This window comes from Methanosarcina mangrovi (genome assembly GCF_052057765.1).
GTDB lineage: Archaea > Halobacteriota > Methanosarcinia > Methanosarcinales > Methanosarcinaceae > Methanosarcina.
Genome location: NZ_CP195120.1, coordinates 336,572 through 359,045, shown reverse-complemented (window position 1 = coordinate 359,045; position 22,474 = coordinate 336,572). Strand labels below are relative to the sequence as shown.

Genomic DNA, 22,474 nt, shown 5'->3' with positions numbered 1-22,474 from the left:
AGCTCTGCATGCGGATTTCTTCAAAATGGCACTTTATCCGAAATTCGCTAAAAATGGCGAAAAAAAATAGGAAGTTGGGAATGAAAGAAGGCTGCATAAGGACGGTCAGGAGAGGGACAGTATGATTAAAAAACCGTTTACAATCCAGTTTCCGGAAAATCCGGTCAGCGGATTCAGCTGGGACATTGCAACCAGTAACGGGTTACAGATAATGAGGGACAGGTTTGTCCCCGAAGATGAGGAACAGAAAGGTAGCGGAGGATACCGTGTATGGGACATTCAGGTAACTTGTCAGGGTAGTCAAAAGATAACAGGTACATACCGGAGGGGTAATCAGATAGCAAGTTGCTTTGAGATCAATATTGATGCCGAATAACACATATACAGGCCACATAGCCTGGAGCCCGGGCAAGGTCACCTTCTCTGGTCAAGTCCATCCGCCCTGCCTTGCCGAGTGCTTACCTTACATTCTATCTGCTTTTTTCCCGAATTTCGATTAGGAGTCACAGGAAATCGGAGATTTTTCCGGTCCTCCATTCGTGTTTTCAAGAGATTGTCGCTTAATTGAGGCCAGTGAAAGAACTCCGAATTCGGTCTCTTTAAAAGCAGTGAAGGTTCGCAGAGTATCCTATATTCTCTAACGAGTGAGCCAACTACAGATCTGCACAATTCAGAAGAGAAAAACTGAAGCCAGCCGTACAGGCACGGAACGGAAAAAACGGAGCTGCAGGTCAGGCTGCCCGGAATAGTGTCAAACGATTTCCTGTGGACAAACTGACCATTTGCAGATAGTACTCAAATGAATTTCACAAGCGGGCAGACTTCTATACAGGCCCCGCAGTGAGTGCAGCTGTCCCTGATCCAGGCCCTCTTTTCCTTCATTTGAATTGCATTGTGCTCGCAGTGTCCTACGCAGACTCCGCATCCCTGGCAGAGAATGGCCCTTCTTACTGAGAACTCGACCATTCGCATGAGCTTTTTCAGAGTTTTTTCAGTTTCACTTCTTCCATTTACATTTCCTGATGCAAAGACCTGGGCTCTCGACTCCCCATGGGCAACAGAAGCGGCCCCTTCAATGAAGGAAACTTTTCCGACAGGGTTTAGCATCCCGCTTTCTTCCAGCGTTTCAAGATCAATCGCCTGTCCGAAGCTCCCGTCTGCAGAGATCCCGCCTGCTTTGCAGGGCCGGTAGCCTGTGGCAACTTCAAAGTGGAGCTCTCCGGGGGCTTCCTGGGAGGGGAGCAGGGAAATTCCCTTTTTATCCGCAAGTTCCTGAAGAATCTTAGGATAGCGCTTGAAGCGCCATAAACCGTATTTTACCCATTCAGGGGAAAGCCCCATTCGTTCAGCATAGGCCAGGAGGTGGGAGTCGAGTTTTTTTGCAAGCTCGGGGTGGCTTTCCTCAAGCTGGAAAAAGTCGGAAAGGGATGAAGAGGGGCAGAGCCAGCAGCCCATCCGGTCATACCCTTTTTCATAAGCCGGATTGTAGGGAGCTTTCGTCCTGAAGAGGTAGAGCCAGACGTGCAGAGCCGTCCATTCCTGTATAGGGGACGCTCCAACCTGATTGCCGACCCAGGGGTTTTTCCAGACCCGCTTACTGATGGAGCGTGCATGGGACTCGTACTGGCGCTGCCCTATAAAGCTCAGGCAGCCCCCTTCATAGTTTTCGTCAATTAACCGGGTAATCGGCCCGAGTTTGCAGATCTTGCAGCACCAGCGCGTATCCATTGTCGGAGGTCCGAAAATTCCTATGGACTCCCAGAAGGAATCCCCTGCACTTGCGGTCCTGAGGGGCTTTCCGTAATACTCCGCAACCTTTCGAACGTTTTCAAGGGTTTCCGGAAACTCAAGCCCGGTATCCGCAAACATCAACTCGTAATTGTCCAGAGTTTCGTCCACAAGCTGCAGCACTGCAAGGCTGTCCTTGCCCCCGGAATAGGAGACGCTGACTTTGAGGTCCATACTTCCTGAAACGTTTCTTATGAAGTCATGGGCATCCTCTATCATGGGGTTCAGGATTTTCTCATTGGCTTTTACGGCGTCGTCCCAGCTTTTTCCTGAGAAGAGGGTTTTTGCAGCTTTCGGTTCCGCACTCCATCGCGGCTTCACGGCATTTCCGCGCTTTTCCTCAATCATTTCTTTTCCTGCCATCCGGGCGCGGCCGCAGCAGACCACTTCTCCGGCAGGGTTCAGGACAACTACTTCATCCTCTTTTTTGATTTCAGGGTCTGCATCAAGGACTCCGGGAGCGAGAATACTTGCTCCTTTTTTCAGGATAAAAGGTAGAATTTCCTCTTCAATAACGACCCATTTTTTCAGGTCTCTTCTGTCCCTGCCCTGGAAAAGCCGCCTTGCCCCTTCGAGGCGGGGGAGAAGGACCCATTCACAGCTCTCAATTTCAAACCTGATGGATGCAAGGATTTCCCCATCCACTATGATTTCATCCATCCGGTCTTCATAAGGAGCTTTGTTAAGCACCACAAGATGCCCTTCGGGGATAAGAGGAGCATTGAATTGTTTTTCAGAAACGGAATTTATTCGTCTTATATCATAATCAAAAGCCGGGCGGATATCTCCGGGAGGAGTGACCTCAACTCGTTTTGTTCTTTTTCCGCACCCACACTGTTTTCCGAGCACAGGCACATTGCAGGCCTCGCACCAGTGCAGGAGCATTTTGCCAAGGTATGCTGGTCTGGACATGTCAAGCAGATTGAGAGAGGTTCCCCTTTAAAAGGCTTTGGCTTTTCTTAGAGCAGACCTTAAAATCTGATCGAATTTACAACAGGGATAAGACTTCAACACTATAACTGAAAAAAAGTAGAATTAAACCGTCAAGCGGCTAAAATGTGAACTTGGACCCTAATTATGGAAAAACATACTTTCCAATTTGAAAATTAATGCTGCCCTATATCCAATTGAAGGAATAGTTCAAATTTTAAGATAGCCACTTAACGATTTTGTTTTTTTGAATGTTCTGCAGCAAGTACTGAAAGCAAGACAAATACCAATACAAGATTTGACAGATAAGAATTATGTGATATGTCTAACCATTCAAGATATGCATTATATAGTGCTAGAGCAAGAGCTATCAGGGCTAATATACGTGATAACTTGCTAGCTGATTTTGTATCCATGTTAACTCCCTAACACATTAGTTTATTCTATGGTACATTAAAAATGCATATTTTAGCCTGGATAAATTCAGTTGTGGTGTGCAGTAATAATTAAATCTGAAAAATATAACATTCCCCTGAGTTTGAAAAATCACAGGGATGATCCTAACCTTACGGTTTTTCAGAAATCACCCTACAAATCACATTTATCCTTCACAAATTGCCTTCATATCTCGAGATATCATAGTATTATTTCTTGTACGCATATTTTAGCTCAGTCGAAATTACTCCCATGAGTGATCCAAGAAAAAGTCCAATCCAGAAAGTTACTGAAGCAAAACCCGCTTTGGCGTTTACCTCCCAAACATCTATCTTCCATGATACGGTAAAAATTACAATCCAGATAAGAACAACCAGTGGTTTCCAAATTATTTTATTCATAAATTTCCATCTCAAAATTGTCAGGATCGAATATGCATACGATTACCTGCATGCTGATTACCTGCATTGCTTTTGTATCCGAATAGTCTTCAAACATCTTCTCAAAAATGTGAATAAATTATTGATCATAAATGTAGCCAATATGTACAGAAAAAATACTTTCATTATTTTCAAGCCCGTTTTTTATTCTGATCGCATCTTCTTCTGGAATCCAATATCTGGTCCCGTCCGGCTTTTCAAAGCGAATATAGCACCAGACAGACTTTTTCAACCGAATATCATATTTCTCCAGGATCTCAAGAAAAGTTTCATCATTGATAGCCTGTTCAGATACCATAATTACGTAGAAATCTCCGTTCCGGACAACATGTGAAGGAGAAAACACCGTCCACTCTTTTTTCTCCTCCTTCATCCCTTCACTCAGTTCGCGCCTTACATCCCTTTCATCTTTGTCTAACATGATGTAGTAGTCGTCCGCCATATTCCTATTATTGTATTCGATGCTATAGTTCACAGTCATGTTGTAGTTTTCAAGAATAGTTTCAACTTCAGACTCGGAAGTTCCGTTTTCAAACTGGACATATATGCCGCATACCTTAAGCTCGTTGTTGACCGTTGGTTCCGTATCAACTGGTGTCTTAATAAATAGCCCCCAAAGAACTACAAGAATTAGAAACACAACAAAAATAGCGATTTCTTTATTGATTTTGCCCATACCAACACCGCAAAAAGATGAAAGGTTTTAATCCCTCACAGTATGCATGAAGCTTCAATCGTCAGGTTTCTATGCTTTTCATTTACCTGGGTTTGATATGAATGAATCGTCAGCCGCCAGCAATGCCAGCAATAAATGTTCAATCCGAAACTTGTATTACTTTTTCCTGAGTTTCCATCCGCCATACAGGCAGGTTAAGTTTCCCAACAATCCAAAGCCTGGAGCAGAGTTATTTTTGCTTGATTCATTTTCACCTGAACTACTACCGTTGTCAGATTCAGAGTTATTATTGTTAGTGTTGTTTGAATTGTTGGGTACAGTAATGTTTTTTTCGTCAGACGGCGAGAAGTTAGTTTCTTCAACTCCTATATCTTCAGTTGCATTAAAAATAGCCACTGTACCTTTGTCAGTTTCATTGGAACTTACAATCTTAATTTGATCAGTAATTTTAGAACCTTTAAGAGGTCCAATGACAACTCCAAAAGGACAGTTCATAGTATATTTCCCTGTATTTACAGTTGCTGTAACTTTGTTTGTGGCTGTGTCAATTACGGAGACATTATCTGTGTAGTCACTGGAGTGGATATCAGAGATCACTACATAGGCCTTTTTTCCATCTGGCGTGATTGCAACTCCCCTGGGAACAGTTCCTATAGACACTGTAGCTGTAACATTGTTTGTTGCTGTATTAATTACAGAAACAGTGCTACCCGGTTCATCACGAGAACCGGAGTTCGTCACATATATTTTAGTTCCATCAGGACTGACTGCAATATCACTGGGCCCGTCTCCTACAGGCACAGTTCCTGTAACGTTGTTTGTATTGGTGTTAATTACAGAAACATTGTTGCTGCCCGAATTAATCACGTACACCTTATTTCCATCAGGACTAACTGCGATATCAGTAGGATAGTCTCCTACAGGTATAGTGGCTATAACTTTGTTTGTAGCCGCATCAATCACGGAAGTAGTGTTATTGCGGCTGTTAGTAGCATAGATTTTTTCCCCATCCGGTGTAAATGCAACGTTATAAGTGCTCAGTCCCATATTAACCGGGTCCATTACAGTGTTTGTGGATTTGCCAATTACCGTGTTAATTACAGAGACAATGTTGCTATTATCCTCCACTCTACTGTAACGATTCGTCACATAAACCCTTGATCCTGCCGGATTGACTGCAACCGCCCGGGGATAAAACCCCACATCCACCACGGCGTCAACTGTATTTGTCGCCGTGTCAATTACAAAAACATTGGTGCTCAATCCTGATATGTCTGTCACATATACCTTTGTTCCTGCAGGGTTGATTGTGGCTTCTCCGGCCCAGCCTTCTACAGGCACCACGGCTGTGAGATTGTCAGTTGCTGTGTCGATTACAAAGACAGTGCCGGTGTCGATTCCTATACTCGTCACATATGCAAACGGAGCTGCGCCTGCTAAGCCCACCAGTGTTAGAATCACAAATACTGTTCCAAAAGCTCTTAAGAAGGTATGTCCTCTACGTGCTTTATTGGCCATTACCACAGATAGGAATGGAATCGAAAAAGTTGCAATTGGTATTGTTGAGATAGTTTTACTTTTCATCTTTTGTTTTCCAAGCAGTGTTTGTCCTTCATGCCAGTACTGTTATCAAGAAATCCGGATTTATGACATTTTTCTAAAATCTTCTTTAATTTAAGTCGATTTCCGGATAAAATCGAATCTAACAAGGTTTCAGGGTTATGAATGTATGAAAAAATTGAAAAGAATCTTGAGGCAAAATAATATCAGGATAAAGTTTTCTTACTTTTTATTGTTCTCCTTTATCCAGAATGCAGCTATCAGGCTTATCATCCCGTAAACTATTTCAACTCCGGGAGTTCTTTTGCTTTCTTTTGCAGGAATGCCTGTATCTGTTGTTAAGGTTGCCCCAGAACTACCGTTTCCTTCGCCGACTATTCCGTTTTCACCGGGACTTGTTGCATTCAGCACAAAGATCGCGGCCTCTTTTGAGGCTGTTCTGCCTTCATTGTTTACTGTCAGGTTAACAGTATAGGTTCCTGCTGAGGAGTAAGTATGGACCGGACTTTGATCTGTTGAATTAAATCCATCTCCAAAGTCCCAGTTCCATAAAGTTGCGTTCTGAGAGCGATCATTAAACTGGACCGAGAGAGGAGCGTAACCGGAGGTGATATTACTACTAAAGTCTGCAACAAAAAAGGTTGAATGTTCAGGATTTGCTTTAAGAATAACAAGACCATTAACACCATTAATCGCATAGATATAATTCCCGGAAACTTCAACACCACTGGCATGAACGGCATAAATCCCTTTTAATATCGGAGAAGAAGGATTGCTGACGTCAACAATCATAATACTATTATCAACGGCTACATAGGCGTAATTGCCTGAAATTGAAACACGGTCAGCGTATCCTGCAGTATCATATCTTCCTACCATAACCGGAGAAGAAGGATTGCTAATGTCGATAACCACAAGCCCATTTTTGCTATCGGCTACATAGGCATAATTTCCTGAAACTGCAATATCGTAAGCATACCCTGCAGTATCAAAACTTCCTTTCAAAATAGGAGAAGAAGGGTCACTGATATCAACAATCAAAAGACCGTCTCCTTCATCGGCTACATAGGCATAATTACCCGAAACCTCAACATTCCAGATACATGCAATATACGCATAATTTTCTATGACGGTTGGAGAAGTATCATAAATCCCCTTAAGAGTTGGAGAAGAAGGATTGCCAATGTCAACAATGAAAATACCGTTAGCATTGTCGGTTACATAGGCATAATTGCCGGAAACCGTAATATGTTGAGCCCATCCTCCAGTATTGAAAGTTCCTTTCAGAATTGGAGACGACGGATTGCTTATGTCAACAATCACAAGATCATTCCTATCGGCTATATAAGCATAATCGCCTGAAACTGCAACTTCTTGGGCAGATCCGGGAGTATTGCAACTTCCTTTGAGAGTAGGAGAAAAAGGATTGCTGATATCAACAATCATAAGACCGTTATCCCAATCGGCCACATAGGCATAATTGCCCGAAATAGAAATACTTTTACTCATTCCAATAGTATTGTAACTTTTCATAATACCAGGAGAAGAAGGATTACTGATATCAACAATTACAAAATCGTTTTTATCCGCTATACAGGCATAATTACCTGAAGCTGAAATATCTCTGGCATATCCCGGAGTATCACAGCTTCCTCTGAGAGTTGGAGAAGAAGGATTGCTAATATCAATTATCGCAAGACCGTTATCATTATCAGCCACGTAGGCGTATTTGCCCAAAACTGAAACATCACAAGCAATTCCGGCAGTATTGTAGCTTCCTTTGAGAGTAGGAGAAGATGTATTGCTGATATCAATAATCAAAAGACCGGCATTGCCATCGGCCACATAGGCGTAATTCCCGGAAATTGAGACACCGTAAATACCTCCTTCAGTATCGTAGCTCCCTTTAAAAACAGGTGAAGAAGGATTGCTGATATCAACAATCATAAGACCGTTATCCCAATCGGCTACGAAGGCGTAATTCCCGGAAACTGCAATATCGCCAGTAGAACCGGCATAACTCCCTTTGAGAATCGGATCGGAAGGATTACTTACATCAACAACCAAAAGGCCATCATCGTCAGTTACATAAGCGTAATTCCCGGAAACTGCAACACAATAAGTATATCCTGGAATATTGTAGCTTCCTTTCAGGGTAGGAGAAGCAGGATTGCTGATATCAATAATCAAAAGACCATTATCGTCATCGGCTACATAAGCATAACCTCCGGAAACTTTTACGTCCCTCACTAAACCTTCTGTCATAATCTTACTCACTAAAACAGGTGAAGAGGGATTATTTATATCCAATATCAAAAGGTCCTGCCCCTGTCCGACATAGGCATAATTGCCAGCGACATCAACAGCATCCATCGTCCCACCGAAATGTCCCACCGGTTTCATGTTGACTTCAGGATCAGCGGCAACTCCAGAAACCGACCCTGTGATCGTTACCAAAAAAACAACAAAGATAAGTGGGCAAATTATTTGTCTGTTTATTCCCATTATTTTACGTCCTATCCTTCAAAGCCTTACTCTCGTATTTTCAAAGATGCCAGATTCTTAACCACAGATACTTTTATGCTTTCACTCAAAGGAATCTAGGTTTTAAACTAATCTCAATAAGTGAGGAACGGGTTTGAATTAAACGGAAAGTAGTTAACTGACGACCCTATTGTTTTATTGAAACAAATCCCGGTTCTGCTTACTGTGCTAATATTTCTATATCATGAAAATTGAAAAAATGAAAAGTTCAGGTTACCTGGAATGTATCTTCAAACTCTAAAAATTCCTTTTACATAACTCCTTATAAGTTTTCTGACCATAGTCTCTAACAATCAGAACGAATGTCGGACTTATGATTACAGTTCTCTGAAATGTCACTTGATATGAAGAATTGTTTGAGACCCTGGTCAGAGAACTTATATACTCGTACCGGAGCAAGTGCATTATCAGGATTAAAAGTTGTAAATGTGCCGTGTTAAGGAAAAGACAAACTGCTCAATAGCATTTAAAAAAAATCCCTATAATTCGGCGCAGAACAACATGCTCAGTATTTATATATTCATTAATGCCTTTGGAGTTGATTCTGTAGAAATTCATAGTTCTGGACTTTTATAGAGCCTGCATAGTCTCATTACACACTCGACTAAAAGGCAGCGACTTAGTAAAATATTCTTTAGTTAAGACTCTCTGCTGTCATGATTTACTATGTGTATAATCAGAATTATAACCAAATAAGGAATTAGTGATTCCATAAATGCTGCAATAATTATTGCTATAAGAATTGACATATCCGGTTGACCAATCACATTCAGAAGATTCAAAATAAAAAAAAAGGCAAAACAAGCGAGAAACAATATTTCATAACTTGATCTTTTCATAATAAATTCACATCCATACAAAGAAATTAACTCGTTTCAATAATTGAGCTGATTCCAAACCCGGGTTTCTTCTTAAAACCAAAATTGTCAGAACCATTTTACATGATCAGAAGCTTGATTGAGAGTTGATAAGGGTTAATTGAGGCATTGATAAGGGTTAATTGAGGCATTGATAAGAGTTAATTGAGCATTGATAAGAGTTAATTGAGAGCTCAGAATTCAAGATTCAGGGAACCAATTTTGAGTTTTTGGTTAAGATCGGTTATAGAGTACTGAGTCCCATAATTTCCATTTCGATCACACGATAAATAAACCTTGATATAATAGTTTTGAACAGTTATGCTGCTACCCCTGTATTCAAAACCGTAATGGAAATTCCCCTGACCGTAAACTTCTGCAGTATTGTTAGAAGTTAGATGTTCACCATCTTCCCAGTTAGAAATCTGCCAGAGATTAAGAGGCATATTGTGTACGTACCATGAGTCTAGATGGTAAGGCTGTACGGATTGGTGATCATATCCAAAATACCCTTCTGTGGTAATTGTAAACAATTTCCAACCAAGGAAATTATACTCGCTTACGGAGTGCGTTAGAGTAGGAGTATAATCCGGATTCACCAGCGATTGGGAATCCATTTCACTTTTTTGATTATTTATCCGGATTGTATTTTTTTGGTTATTTAGCTGGACCGTATTATTGTTTGTTTCCTCTACTATCAGGTTATCAATAACAAAATACCCTTGATTTGTGAAAGTTATATTTGATCCGTCTTTCAGTTGATATGTCCTTGAATTGTTTTCATCTGAAGCAGCATTGAGCTTTGGCATTGAAATTTTATGTCTGTTTGCTTTACAATAATCCGCAATCACATCGTCTGTGGATAGGTTATCCGTATTTGAGTTCAGTGCATCAATTAACCCCTGCTCCCATTCGGAAGGCTCATCACCTGTTTTTAAATTTTCCTCTGCACTTGCCGCCGGCACAAGCACTATGCATACAAGTAACATTGCCAGAAACAATGCTCCCATGTCAGATTTATTCTGAAAGCACATTTGGACCCTACAGGTCCCTATTTGTTAACTCCTTATAAGTTTTCTGACCAAAGTCTCTAACAATTAAGAGAACGTTGGATTTACAATCCTTTTTTTCAGAAATATTACTTAAAGGACAAATTGTTTGAGACCTGGGTCGGAAAACATATACGCTCACACCTAACGCAAGGGCTCCCCCAAAATTAAAAACCGAAGGATGTTATTTAATGAAAACACAAAAATTTGGGATCTGAGTTCGGGTTTTGGGAACAGCTTATTGTATGATCCGACCTTCACAGACATGGGTAAAGCCATGCTTCCTTTTGAAGTGAAAACACGGCTTTCCTCCTGAAAGTTAAAGGTTTATTCCTGTGGCATTAAAAAACGCATCTTCCAGTGAGAGGGAATTTTCTATAAGTTTGAAAACACGGCCTCCGCTTTCAACAATTAACCTGTTGATTTCCGGTTTGACATCTGTCCCGGAATTTACGAAAACGTCCAGAGTATTTTCGGCTTTCAATTCGGTTTTTACAACAAACTCCAGACTCTCGATTAAAGAAATCATCTCAGAAGAGAGATTGTAGACCCCAATCGTAATAACTCCATTTGACTCAAGGTGGCGAATTTTCTCAATTGCACTTTCGGCAATAAGCTTGCCTTTATCCAGAATCCCGACATAGGTACAAATCTCCTGTATTTCGAGAAGGTTATGGGATGAAAGAAATATCGTAATCCCTCTGTTATTGCACTCGCGAAGAATTTGCCGGATTTGCCGGATACCAACAGGATCAAGACCGTTTGTCGGTTCGTCAAGAATCAGTATTTCCGGATTATTCAAAAGAGCCTGGGCAATTCCCAGCCGTGTTTTCATACCATGGGAAAAATAACCCACTTTTTTGAACATTTCATTGCCAAGCCCAACCCGGTCCAGTAAATCCCGAGATTGTTTCAGGCTCTCTTTTTTACTCAGGCCTTTCAGTCTGCCGTAATAGACCATGTGGCTTAAGGCTGTCCTCTCATCGTAAAAACCGGAATCCTGAGGGACCAGACCCAGAATCTGCTTCACTTCTTCTGATTTGGAAGACAGATCCATGCCATCAACAAAAATTTGCCCCTGTGTAGGCGTTGAAAGCCCTGACAATAATTTAATTGTTGTTGTTTTTCCGGCACCATTCCGACCCAAAAAACCGTAAATACTCCCCTTTTCTACATTAAGGGAGAGATCTTCCAGAACAAAGCGAGAGCCATATTTTTTGTACAGGCCTTTGGTAGAGATAGCTGCAGTAATTAGAAATCCCTCCTTTTAATGGCTACCAAACTCATGGACAAAAAAGCCAGCATGTACAGAAACATTGAAACTGGACTTTCAAAAACCTTGAGGTATCCACCTTCAACCGGGAAGCCCTTCATGAACTCCATATTTTTAATCCCATAATAGAAGGGGGTGATATACTTCAGATAATCATCATGCCCCTGTAAATAGAAAAATATCAAAATTCCAAGAAACACAGCAGACATTGTAAATGAAATTTTGTTATTTGCAGACAGTGTTGAGATGAATATAAAAATACTTATGAAGCACCCCAGATAAAGGCTTGAAGAAATCCAGAATAGAATAATACTTTCTAACTGAAAGACGTTTCCTGAGGAATACTGATATATCAGGCTTATAAGTGCAATTCCGGAGGAAACGAACGTAAATACCAGTAATAGAAAGAAAAATTTTCCTAAGACAAAAGATGACCTGTGGACCTTGGAGAGAATGTATCTTGCCGACCCGGTTTCAGTTTCACTGCTTATGATATCAAAAGATGTTATCATAGTCATAAAAGGTCCGATAAGCAATACCACCTGGTAAGAAATCAAAGTATACGGAATGCCGCCGGAATTTGAAAAGAAAAGGAACAGGTAACTGGTACTATAGTGCATTACCAGAAAACAAAGAAAGATAAAAACTCCGCCAAAAAGCCATATATATCTACTTTTTGAACCCCTGAATGTTTCATCTTCCCCAATAATCCGTATTTCAGAGAAATTCATAATCCTTCGTCCTGTTGATTACTGCTGAGGTTGGAGGCAACAAATGCCCCAAAGGACCCGATTATTGAATAGAAAAAGACCATAATGAGCGCAAAACCGATGAGAACAGACAAAGCTATACCCCCGTATTGTAACGCAAGCTTTCCATCGGAGGTAAACAAAAATACTAAAATCAAGCCAATCAGGTTATATGTAAATATTGAAAAAAAGGCATATTTCTCCGATCCTTTGCCTATGATTTTACCAATTAATGTACCTACAACAACAGCACCTATAATCCCTCCGTATGTCGGATCAAACCCTAAAAATTCAAAAAACCCGAATAACACAAGTCCGACCACTATTCCTATAAACAATAAATTTCCGACTTTCATGAGATCACATTCAAAAAATGGTGAGAACCACAGAAGTAAACAAAAGAAAAAAGGAAATAATTCCTCTCCTTTCTACTTCATAAATTCCTCGTTGTTAACTCCTTATAAGTCTTCTGACCAAAGAGTCTAACAATCCAAAAGGACGTATAAGTTATGATTAATTATTAAAAAGTACTGCATCGTAAGACAAATTGTTCGAGATTTCGGTCAGAAAAAGTATATACTCACGTCTAAAGTAAGTTAGCCATCAGGATGAAAAATGTATAATATTCGTATTAAAGAAGATACGAACTTTTCGACGAATTTGAAAAAATCCTTACAATTCATTACAGAGAAACAGGTTTCTTTCGTATCGTTTTTACCTATTTATTAATGCATTTTAGTGTTACCTTCTATTACTCTAACAGCTTACCTTCTTCTGGTTTTTGCCCTTTTTCATTGTAATGTAATTTTTTCGTCAATTTCCTGTTCAAAAAAACTTAGACATAAGCGATGAGTTTGAAACACAGTGCTCTGAAAAGGTGCATTCCGTACAGAATTTTTCTTCCGTTTTCTCGGGCATGAGTCCGGCTTTTATTTTCTCCACACGCCTGCAGATTTTCAATACCTCCCTGCGATCCGAACTTCGGATAACTACCTTTCGGAGCAGCCCGAAACTCACGTATTCGACAAAGGCGAAAGGGACTTCTTTTCCGGACTCGGCTTCAAGGAGGAGGGCAAGGGATGCAGCGTGCATTCTATCGGATGCCCATACTCCCTGAACAGGACAGTTTCCGGGCTTTATGATCGAAGGAACATTCATGCCCTCAAAACAGACTATTTTAGAGGGCACTCCTTTCAGGTTTAGTTTTTCCGAGGAAAGAAACGGCTCTGTTTTAACAGGGGTAAGTGCCGCAAGCATGGTGTCTTTCCCATATTCACCAAGTCCTTTGAGGAGGTTATCCACAATTTCCGGAATTTTAGCTCTTGCCCGCGCGCTCCCGTCTTCTAGGACTCCTCCTTCTATGCGGGAAAATTCTCCTGGAAACACTAGCGGAAGGTCTTCACAGGCCTGATTGAGGGCAGCTTCAAGTTCTTTGCACAGGGTATCGGCGTTTAACGAACACTTATTCACAATTTCAGGATAATTTAGAGAGAGCTCTTTCAGGAGCATTCTCTCGAGCCGTGAAGCGTTTATTTCCGGAAACAGTTCAAATCCGCGACTGACAAAGTACACACGCCGCGGGCAGCTGATATATAGGAGAAGGTCGGAGACGCTTATCTCCGGGTTCCGTGAATCTACAGGCATCACATTCTAATTTATCCTCCAGATGTTATAAATTTTTTGCAGAAGATATCCGGTCTCAAACAGTTCCCATTCTGCGACAATTGACGAACTCGCATTCGTTAGATATATATGGTAATGTTTCGTCTTAGTCTAAGTAAGTCATGACATCCAATGATTCCTCAGAAAATCTGCGCAACCGCCTGGCGGAAAAAATGGCTGGAGATATCACGCTCTCCGAAAAACCCGGAGAATCACTGAAAAAGTGGAGGTCAAACTTCGAGATATCCCAGACAGATATTGCAAATTACCTTAAGGTTTCCCCCTCCGTGATCAGTGATTATGAAAGCGGGAGGCGGAAGTCTCCAGGGACACTTATCATTCGGAAGATCGTGGAGTCCCTGCTTGAGATTGATATGGAGCGGGGAGGAAAGAAGATCCACGCTTACGAATCTATACTTAACGCTGAAAACAGTTCAAAATCCATCTACTCAACCTATGAGTATACTCTCCCGATACAGCTTGCGAAACTGGTTAACCTTATTGAAGGCGATATTGTCTACAAGGGAGTTGAGAAGCCTCTATATGGTTTTTCTGTTATCGACAGTCAAAGGGCGATCCTGGAACTATCCTCCCACGAATTCCAGAAGCTCTACGGCTGGAGTACGGACAGAGCCATGATCTTTACGAAGGTGAGTACCGGAAAATCCCCTATGGTAGCTATTCGGGTCACCAACCTGAAACCCGGAGCCGTTGTGCTCCACGGGCTCCGTAAAGAAGAGGTCGAACCTGTTGTAATCAAGATGGCGGAGGTAGACCGTATCCCTCTGGTCGCAACCACAATGGAACTCGATCAGATCGTGCAGTTACTGAAAAAATACAGTCAATATTATGCGAGGGAATGAAACCCTGAAACTGATGCCTTAAACACTCAAAAACAGGTGAACACATGACTATTGGAATTGTATCTTACGGTGCTTATGTCCCGAGATACCGTATAAAAATTGAAGAAATCGCCCGGCTCTGGGGTGATGACGCTGAGGCTCTCAAAAATGGCCTCATGGTGTACGAAAAGTCCGTGCCTGATGTCGACGAAGACGCAGCTACGATTGCAGTGGAAGCGGCAAGATATGCAATGGTAAGAAGCGGCGTCGATCCCTCCAGAATCGGGGCGGTGTACACAGGCTCAGAAAGTCATCCCTACGCTGTAAAACCTACAAGCACCATTGTCGCCCAGGCTATCGGCGCAACCCCTGAAATGACTGCAGCGGACTTTGAGTTTGCCTGTAAGGCAGGAACAGCTGCAGTTCAGGCCTGTATGGGTCTGGTTGGCTCAGGAATGATCGACCTCGGTATGGCCATAGGAGCAGATGTCTCCCAGGGAGCCCCAAGTGACGCCCTTGAATACACTGCAGCTGCAGGCGGAGTTGCTTGCCTCATCGGAAGGAAAGAATCCGAACTTGCCGCAATCATTGAGGATACATACTCTTTTACAACTGATACCCCTGACTTCTGGAGAAGGGAAGGAATGCCCTACCCCGAGCACGGAGGCAGGTTTACGGGAGAACCCGGATACTTCAAGCACGTGACAAACGGCGCAAAAGGCCTGCTTGAAAAACTCGGAGCAAAACCTGAAGATTATGATTATGCAGTCTTCCACCAGCCAAACGGGAAGTTCCCTAGCAAAGCTGCAAAGATGCTCGGGTTCACAAAAGCCCAGATTACTCCCGGACTTGTTGTCCCGAAAATAGGGAATACCTATTCTGGTTCCTGCCTGATGGGAATTGCTGCAACCCTTGACCAGGCAAAGCCTGGAGACCGGGTTTTTGCAACCGCCTTCGGGTCAGGAGCAGGGGCCGATGCATTCAGCATAACAGTTACCGACAGGATTGAGGAAATCCGAAACAGGGCTCCGACAGTTTCCGAACTTATCAAGGATCCCGTATACATCGACTACGCAAGGTATGCCAGGCATAAAGGCAAGATCCGCCTGGCCTGAAAACGGGGTGAATATAATGAGAGACGTAGCAATTATCGGAGTAAAGAACACAAAATTCGGGGAACTATGGGAACACTCCCTGAGAGATATAGTCGTAGAAGCAGGGATCGGAGCAATCCAGGACGCAGATGTAAGCGGAAAAGATATTGACGCGCTTTACATAGGAAACATGAGTGGAGGCCGCTTTGTTGAGCAGGAACACATCGGCGCCCTCATTGCGGACTATTCAGGGCTTTCAAGGAACCTCCACGTTCCGGCTACAAGAGTGGAGGCCGCCTGTGCATCAGGAGGGCTTGCCCTGCGCCAGGCTATAATGTCCGTGGCTTCGGGCTACAGCGACATCGTGGTTGCGGCAGGAGCAGAGAAAATGACAGATGTTGGCTCCGAAGAGGCATCTTCAGCTCTTGCGGCAGCTGCCGACAGGGAATGGGAAGGCATGGCAGGAGCAACTTTCCCCGGGCTTTATGCAATGATTGCAAAACTTCATATGCACAGATACGGTACCACAGGTGAACAGCTTGCAGAAGTAGCCGTAAAGAACCACAAAAACGGGTGCCTCAACCCGATTGCCCAGTATAAGAACCTGATTACCGTAGACGATGTACTGAACTCAATAATGGTAGCTGACCCGCTACATATCTTTGACTGTTCTCCCATAACAGACGGGGCATCTGCACTTGTCCTGGCACCTGCGGAGATTGCCCATAAATATACCGATACGCCTATTTACATCAAGGCAACAGCACAGGCAAGTGACACTATTGCCCTTCATGACAGAAGGGATATCACAACCTTGGACGCAACCGTGATGGCTGCAAAGAGGGCATATTCCATGGCAAAATTGAAGCCTGAAGATATCGACCTTGTCGAAGTGCACGACTGCTTTACCATTGCCGAGATCTGCGCAATTGAAGACCTCGGGTTTGCAGAGAAAGGAAAAGGCGGAATCGTCACCGCAAACGGAGAAACTGCAATCGGCGGAAGAATCCCTGTTAACACCTCCGGTGGGCTGAAGGCCTGCGGGCACCCCGTGGGGGCAACAGGCATAAAGCAGGCTGTGGAAATTGTAACCCAGCTGCGCGGAGATGCAGGCAAGCGCCAGGTAGCAGGAGCTGAGTACGGAATGACCCACAATGTAGGAGGGTCAGGAGCGACAGCAGTAGTACACATTTTCTCGAGGGAGAGGTGAGATTAGATGTCTTCTGTACCAAGATTCTGGAGAAACCTCGGCAGCAGGTATAACCTCGAAGGGACCCGTTGCAAGGAATGCGGGGAATACTTCTACCCCCCACGCAATTTTTGCGTAAACTGCAGGCGCATGGGTGAGCTCGAACCCTTCAAATTCAAAGGCACCGGCGAAATCGTAAGCTATACATTGATTCACACGGCTGCGGAGGGTTTTGAAAGCCAGTCCCCTTATACCCTTGCAATTATTAAACTGGATGAAGGCCCCCGTCTGACCTCTCAGGTGGTTGGAGATCCTGATAAAATCCAGATCGGAACACGGGTCAGGTCCGTGTTCAGAAAGCTAGGAGAAGACGGTGAACATGGTATGATCTACTACGGTACCAAGTTCGTCCCTGCAGATGATTGATAGAGCCAGAACTTTTCCTTCCCGGATAGAGTTATTTAATAAATTACGGATTGAACCCTGAACAGAACCGGAGATGTCTGGAAACTATGATTGAAGTGGAAGTCAAGGTAAGAGCGGATCACTCAAAGATCCGCCCTCTCCTTGAAAAAATCGGGGCAAATAAAATTGGGGTTGAAGAACAGTCGGATACCTATTTTGCAGCTCCGTACAGGGACTTTGCAAAAACCGATGAAGCCCTCAGGATCCGCTCTCTGGGTGGAAAGGCTGTTTTAACGTATAAAGGACCTAAACTCGATAAAGTCTCCAAAACCAGAGAAGAGCTTGAAACTCCTGTAGATGAGGCTATAACAGCAAAAATCTTCCGTGCCCTGGACTTCTCGGAAGCCGGAGCCGTCCGCAAAAAACGAGAAATTTTCAGGGCAGGAGAGATCACTGTTTGCCTTGATGCAGTCGAAGGGCTGGGAGAGTTCCTGGAAGTAGAAATTGATGTAGAGGAAGAGAAATATCTCGAAAGTTCCAGAGAGCAATTATTTAAATTTTTAGCCCAGTTTGGAGTTGATGAAAGAGACTCTATTCGAACATCTTACCTTGAAATGGTGCTCAAAAAGAAGAAATGAAAGTATTATATCCACATCAAGAGCCCATGAAATAAATTTCCCGATTAAATACTTTTTATTTTTGGATTTGATTTTTTCCTTCCTTACGCCACAAAACCGTCAAAATTTTAGAATATGAAACAGCCTCAAATATTATATACAGGCAGTTGTTAATATTCCATGTATAATTTTAGATGTGGAGGGGAAAATGAATGCGGCAGAGATATTAAGGAACAAAAAAGCTATCTCGCCTATTGTTGGGGTTGCTTTAATGACCCTCTTAACTATTATTTTTGCATATGTCATAAGTTCCAGCAGTATTACAGGAATTTTACAGTCTTATTCGACAGGCCTTAGTATGGGCGGCAGGCTCAACAGTGAGGGGCTTGAAGGAAACGCAATACAGCTTGAACATAACGGCGGAGAGCCCTTTACCTTCAGGAATGACACACAGGTCCTTGTCGAAGTAGAAGGGGATAGTTTCGAACTCAATATTTCCCATTTATACGGCACAACCATTACCACAGGAGATACCATAAGCCTTTACCTGACTCCCAGGTATCCGGAGGATGCCGGCAAACTGGATAACGTCACTGCAGGAGATAAAATCGTCTTAAAGGTAGTTGATGGACAGAAGAAAATTATGGTTTTAAGGCAGGAAGTAATGGTTTGATTACTTCCATGTCTATATTGTTCATATCCTCATACAAATGGAATGTCCAATATAGCCGATTACAGCGTTCAGAATCTTTTTCATTATCTTTTAATTCTTGAGGATTGCGACGACGATACTGCAAATACATATAGTCTTTTTAGCAAAATGGGATAAAGAGACATGGAACAACGATTATATTTTTCCTGTGACTGAAACCTCATTAGATTTTAGGGGGATACATTTTCTTCATAATATTTTCAAATCTTGTATTACTGATTGGATGATGACTGATGACTTTCCCATTATAAATAATACAAAATGTTCCGAAAGCACAGGGCATTTGTTGAGCTTCCTCCGAATCCTTAAGGTCGATCAGGTTAGCCTTTATTTTCAATTTGTTTCTGGCAGTTTCCAAAATAGCATCCACGTTTTTTACTGAGTAAGGACACTGGGCGGAGCGCATGATGGTCAGGCCTTCCTCATATTTCTCCATATTCGCTGAGATGTTTTTAAACTTCGGGTCCGGGGCTTTCGGGTTGAATTTTAAAACCATCAATTCAAAATCAGGTTTAGCCTCATCGACCGGAATAAATCCTTTTTTTGAGAAAATATCTTTCCTGGCCATAAATGGGCCATTTCTTGTAACAACCACAACGCCCTGCATGTTTGCTTCTTTTGCATCCTTAATGCACTCCTCGATTAAAGAAGACGCATATCCTTTCCCTTTAAACTCGTTTTTGAATCCGACAAAAATGCAATGGATAAACATATATCCTTCTGCATCTACCGGGCGGTGCGCATATTTTCCCGGGATATATTCAAGCATGCCCTGGTAACCGCCTTCTCTTGAGATGATTACTTTTATCCTGAGCCCTTTCGGATAGTATTCTTTAAACCAGTCAATTTTCCTTCTTAACTCAAGGTGCTTTTTTAAATCTTTGTATCCGCAAACACCATACTCAGCAATGTTTTCCGGAGTAAGATCCATTATTTCTATGTCAGTCATAGAGACTCAATCCCATAATTCATTTATTTCGGCTCTTCGCTGTTTCGGGTGGGTAACTTAGATTCGTCTCCTGATTGTCAACTATCCTGAATGTCAAAGTATCATATCTAAAATTTAGAAACATTTATGGTTGAAAATCACATTTAAGCGTGATGTTTCTCTTTTTTTGCCTGGATACTTTCTAACCGAACAATTATTTTCGGCCCGTATGAAGCAGCGAAGAGCCAAATAATTTTTTCAGCTTCCTGAAACTTTTACTTTTCCTGGATTCAATTCTTACCTAATTCTGGAACCCGGCTTAATTTCTTTGTCCGGCATAAGAGCTGCTACAATCGCCCCGCCGTCATCGGCTGCGAGCATCATGCCATTTGACTCAACACCACAGAGTTTGGCGGGTTTGAGGTTGGCAAGTACAACAACATATTTGCCTACGAGCTCTTCGGGAGTGTAATACGAAGCCATGCCTGCTACAAGCTGCCTTGGCTTTTCTTCTCCGATATCCACTTCAATCCTCAGGAGTTTTTTGGACTTCTTTACAGGTTCGACAAAGAGCACCTTCCCTACTCTGATGTCAAGTTTTGCAAAGTCTTCATACTCAATCTGGGGAAGAGTTTCAATCGGCACCTTTTCTTCAGCTTTTGCCGCCTCTTCGGCTTTTTCGGCTGCCTTTGTTTCTTCCGAAGGCCCCATCCCTTCGGACTTCGAAGGCTCTTTCTCGCCTCCCTTTGCTGCGGTTTTCTTTGCGTTTGCGGCTTTTACCCTCTGGTTTGCAATCTCTTCCATCTCTCCGATCCTGTCGTCTTCGAGTTTGGTAAAGAGAAGCTCAGGCTTTGCAAGTTTTGTGCCTGCCTTCAGGGGCACAAGGGCTTCTTCGTACTGTGCGGCATGGATATCGCTTTCCTGCCCGAGTCCTTTCCAGGCTGTTTCCATGGTCTGCGGGAGCACGGGTTCAAATATGAGGCTCAGGGCTTTTGCCAGGTGGAGGCAATTATAGATAACCTGCCCACATGCGGTTCTGTCTTCTTTTATTAGTTTCCAGGGCTCGTGGGACTGGAAGTAAGTGTTCCCGAAAGAAGCAAGAGTCATGGCAGAATCCACGGCTTTCTTAAACTCGTAATCAGCCATAGCCTCTTTTACTTCCTTCAGGGCTTTTTCGATTTCTGCGCTTACCTCAGGCTCGAGATTTCCTTCGGGGACTTCTCCGTAGTTCTTGAAAGCAAAGAGCATGGTCCTGTACAGGAAGTTGCCGAGTACGGCAACCAGTTCGGCGTTGATCTTTTCCTGAAGCACATGCCAGGAGAAGTTCAATTCCTTGGTATGGGAGGTGTAGCTTGCAAGGTAATATCTGAGGAGGTCGGGATGGAAGCCATGGTCAAGATAGTCTTCCCCAACCCAGACCACATAACCCCTGGTCTTGGAGAATTTCCTGTCTTCGATTTTGACCATGCCTGAGGCTACAACAGCCGTGGGCACGGAATAGTCTGCGCCTTTAAGCATGGAAGGCCAGAAGATGCAGTGGTGGTAGGTAATGTCCCCCCCGATGAAGTGGATGATTTCCCCGTCTCCTTTCCAGAACTTTTCCCAGGAATCACCTGCCTGTGCAGCCCATTCCTCGGTAAAGGCAATGTATCCTATAGGGGCGTCCACCCAGACGTAAACTACAAGGTCTTCATGCCCCGGGAATTTAACTCCCCATTCCAGGTTTCTTGTGATGCACCAGTCCGTAAGCCCCTGCTTTACCCAGCCAAGTGCGTAGTTTATGGCATTGGTGGTGCCTCCCAGGTCGTTTGAAAGGTAATCCATAAGGTAGTCGCTGAATTTGGAAAGTTTGAAAAAGAAGTGTTCCTGATGCCGGTACTCTGCAGGCCCTCCGCAGATAGTACATACAGGGTTCTGAAGTTCTCCGGGTTCAAGGTGTTTTCCGCACCCCTGGTCGCATTCATCGCCCCGGGCTGTTTCTCCGCAATAAGGGCAGACTCCTTCCACATAGCGATCAGGAAGGAAGCGGTTACATGCAGGGCAGTAGGCGATTTCTATAATTTTCGGGTATACATAGTCCTTTTCGATTAACCTGTTTACAATATCCAGGGTCCGGTTATGATTTTCAGGGTCATCGGTTGTCCCGAAAGCATCAAAGTAAACTCCGAGCTGCTTGAAAGTTTCGTCAAAGTGCTTATGATAGATCTCTACAAGTTCTTTAGGGGTGATCCCGAGCTCCTCGGCGTTCACGACAATTGGAGTGCCATGGGTATCCGAGCCGCAGACAAAGGTAACCTCCCTCCCCTCTTTTCGCAGGGAACGGGCAAAAATATCGGCGGGCACATAGGTCCGGAGATGCCCGATATGGGCCTTGCCGTTGGCATAGGGCAGGCCGCAGGTGACAAGTACGGGTTTACTGGATGAGTCTGACATTCTTATCTCCATAGATTTTTATGAGTGTATCCCCTCTGGACGACTGCAATTCTGAAAAATATTTCGCTTATTGTATTTGCAAGGAAACTTATTTGAGGGATAGTTGATACTCCTATATAAAGAAGAGTGGAATGTAGAGAAACATAAATAGTTGCTCTGACAATTCAGACCTGTTGAATTGATTCTTTTATTTGCGGGCTTTTTAATGGATTTCGGTAGTTTTCCGACCCGGAGAATTTGCCTGTCTCTTAACTTGAGCTTTCAGCAGTGAAAAGCATAGGCCGGGAATTA

Annotated in this window: 19 protein-coding genes; 7 read left to right on the top strand and 12 right to left on the bottom strand. The window is 43.1% G+C overall.

The genetic code is table 11. The features are described 5' to 3' along the window. Positions 1 to 121 precede the first annotated feature (121 nt). Positions 122 to 376, top strand: coding sequence for a protease inhibitor I42 family protein (locus ACSAZL_RS01730; RefSeq protein ID WP_440947033.1), 255 nt, complete (start codon positions 122 to 124; stop codon positions 374 to 376). Between the two features lie 419 nt (positions 377 to 795). Here ACSAZL_RS01730 and ACSAZL_RS01725 read toward each other — a convergent pair whose 3' ends face one another. The 10 genes from ACSAZL_RS01725 to ACSAZL_RS01680 form a co-directional block, all read right to left on the bottom strand. Beyond that, positions 796 to 2,700, bottom strand: coding sequence for a phosphoadenosine phosphosulfate reductase domain-containing protein (locus ACSAZL_RS01725; RefSeq protein WP_440947032.1), 1,905 nt, complete (start codon positions 2,698 to 2,700; stop codon positions 796 to 798). Positions 2,701 to 3,362: 662 nt separating this feature from the next. Next, on the bottom strand, positions 3,363 to 3,554 hold the full coding sequence (locus ACSAZL_RS01720) for a hypothetical protein (RefSeq protein ID WP_440947031.1): 192 nt from the start codon (positions 3,552 to 3,554) through the stop codon (positions 3,363 to 3,365). A 118-nt stretch (positions 3,555 to 3,672) separates the two neighbouring features. Then, the gene (locus ACSAZL_RS01715; protein ID WP_440947030.1) at positions 3,673 to 4,269 is read right to left on the bottom strand and encodes a UPF0228 family protein; all 597 of its coding nucleotides are present in this window, start codon (positions 4,267 to 4,269) and stop codon (positions 3,673 to 3,675) included. 156 nt (positions 4,270 to 4,425) lie between these two features. Continuing rightward, positions 4,426 to 5,853, bottom strand: a complete 1,428-nt coding sequence (locus tag ACSAZL_RS01710) for a YncE family protein (protein ID WP_440947029.1) — start codon at positions 5,851 to 5,853, stop codon at positions 4,426 to 4,428. 198 nt (positions 5,854 to 6,051) lie between these two features. After that, entirely contained in the window at positions 6,052 to 8,334 is a 2,283-nt protein-coding gene (locus ACSAZL_RS01705; protein ID WP_440947028.1) for a PKD domain-containing protein, read from the bottom strand. A gap of 1,090 nt (positions 8,335 to 9,424) precedes the next feature. Then, on the bottom strand, positions 9,425 to 10,240 hold the full coding sequence (locus ACSAZL_RS01700; RefSeq protein WP_440947027.1) for a hypothetical protein: 816 nt from the start codon (positions 10,238 to 10,240) through the stop codon (positions 9,425 to 9,427). Between the two features lie 358 nt (positions 10,241 to 10,598). Then, a complete protein-coding gene (locus ACSAZL_RS01695; RefSeq protein WP_440947026.1) occupies positions 10,599 to 11,426 on the bottom strand; it encodes an ABC transporter ATP-binding protein in 828 nt (275 codons plus the stop codon). Between the two features lie 104 nt (positions 11,427 to 11,530). Next, positions 11,531 to 12,043: an ABC transporter permease subunit gene (locus ACSAZL_RS01690; RefSeq protein WP_440948954.1), complete on the bottom strand. Its 513-nt coding sequence runs from the start codon at positions 12,041 to 12,043 to the stop codon at positions 11,531 to 11,533. Positions 12,044 to 12,279: 236 nt separating this feature from the next. Further along, positions 12,280 to 12,657, bottom strand: a complete 378-nt coding sequence (locus ACSAZL_RS01685; protein ID WP_440947025.1) for a hypothetical protein — start codon at positions 12,655 to 12,657, stop codon at positions 12,280 to 12,282. 469 nt (positions 12,658 to 13,126) lie between these two features. Continuing rightward, the gene (locus tag ACSAZL_RS01680) at positions 13,127 to 13,945 is read right to left on the bottom strand and encodes a CRISPR-associated protein Cas4 (protein WP_440947024.1); all 819 of its coding nucleotides are present in this window, start codon (positions 13,943 to 13,945) and stop codon (positions 13,127 to 13,129) included. A gap of 140 nt (positions 13,946 to 14,085) precedes the next feature. Here ACSAZL_RS01680 and ACSAZL_RS01675 point away from each other — a divergent pair, with 140 nt between their 5' ends. The 6 genes from ACSAZL_RS01675 (at position 14,086) to ACSAZL_RS01650 (ending at position 18,783) form a co-directional block, all read left to right on the top strand. Continuing rightward, the gene (locus ACSAZL_RS01675) at positions 14,086 to 14,826 is read left to right on the top strand and encodes a helix-turn-helix domain-containing protein (RefSeq protein WP_440947023.1); all 741 of its coding nucleotides are present in this window, start codon (positions 14,086 to 14,088) and stop codon (positions 14,824 to 14,826) included. 44 nt (positions 14,827 to 14,870) lie between these two features. Next, the gene (locus ACSAZL_RS01670; protein WP_440947022.1) at positions 14,871 to 15,920 is read left to right on the top strand and encodes a hydroxymethylglutaryl-CoA synthase; all 1,050 of its coding nucleotides are present in this window, start codon (positions 14,871 to 14,873) and stop codon (positions 15,918 to 15,920) included. 16 nt (positions 15,921 to 15,936) lie between these two features. After that, complete coding sequence (locus ACSAZL_RS01665; protein WP_440947021.1) at positions 15,937 to 17,109, top strand: thiolase domain-containing protein; 1,173 nt, start codon at positions 15,937 to 15,939, stop codon at positions 17,107 to 17,109. A 6-nt stretch (positions 17,110 to 17,115) separates the two neighbouring features. Then, positions 17,116 to 17,514, top strand: a complete 399-nt coding sequence (locus ACSAZL_RS01660) for a Zn-ribbon domain-containing OB-fold protein (protein ID WP_440947020.1) — start codon at positions 17,116 to 17,118, stop codon at positions 17,512 to 17,514. 86 nt (positions 17,515 to 17,600) lie between these two features. Continuing rightward, the gene (cyaB, locus tag ACSAZL_RS01655; protein WP_440947019.1) at positions 17,601 to 18,131 is read left to right on the top strand and encodes a class IV adenylate cyclase; all 531 of its coding nucleotides are present in this window, start codon (positions 17,601 to 17,603) and stop codon (positions 18,129 to 18,131) included. A 187-nt stretch (positions 18,132 to 18,318) separates the two neighbouring features. Next, positions 18,319 to 18,783, top strand: coding sequence for a type IV pilin N-terminal domain-containing protein (locus ACSAZL_RS01650; protein ID WP_440947018.1), 465 nt, complete (start codon positions 18,319 to 18,321; stop codon positions 18,781 to 18,783). Positions 18,784 to 18,985: 202 nt separating this feature from the next. Here the strand turns inward: ACSAZL_RS01650 and ACSAZL_RS01645 are convergent, their stop codons facing one another. Then, positions 18,986 to 19,771 (bottom strand): YoaP domain-containing protein, encoded by a 786-nt coding sequence (locus ACSAZL_RS01645; RefSeq protein ID WP_440947017.1) that lies wholly within the window; start codon positions 19,769 to 19,771, stop codon positions 18,986 to 18,988. Between the two features lie 276 nt (positions 19,772 to 20,047). Then, positions 20,048 to 22,183, bottom strand: coding sequence for a methionine--tRNA ligase (gene metG / locus ACSAZL_RS01640; RefSeq protein ID WP_440947016.1), 2,136 nt, complete (start codon positions 22,181 to 22,183; stop codon positions 20,048 to 20,050). Between the last annotated feature and the right edge of the window lie 291 nt (positions 22,184 to 22,474).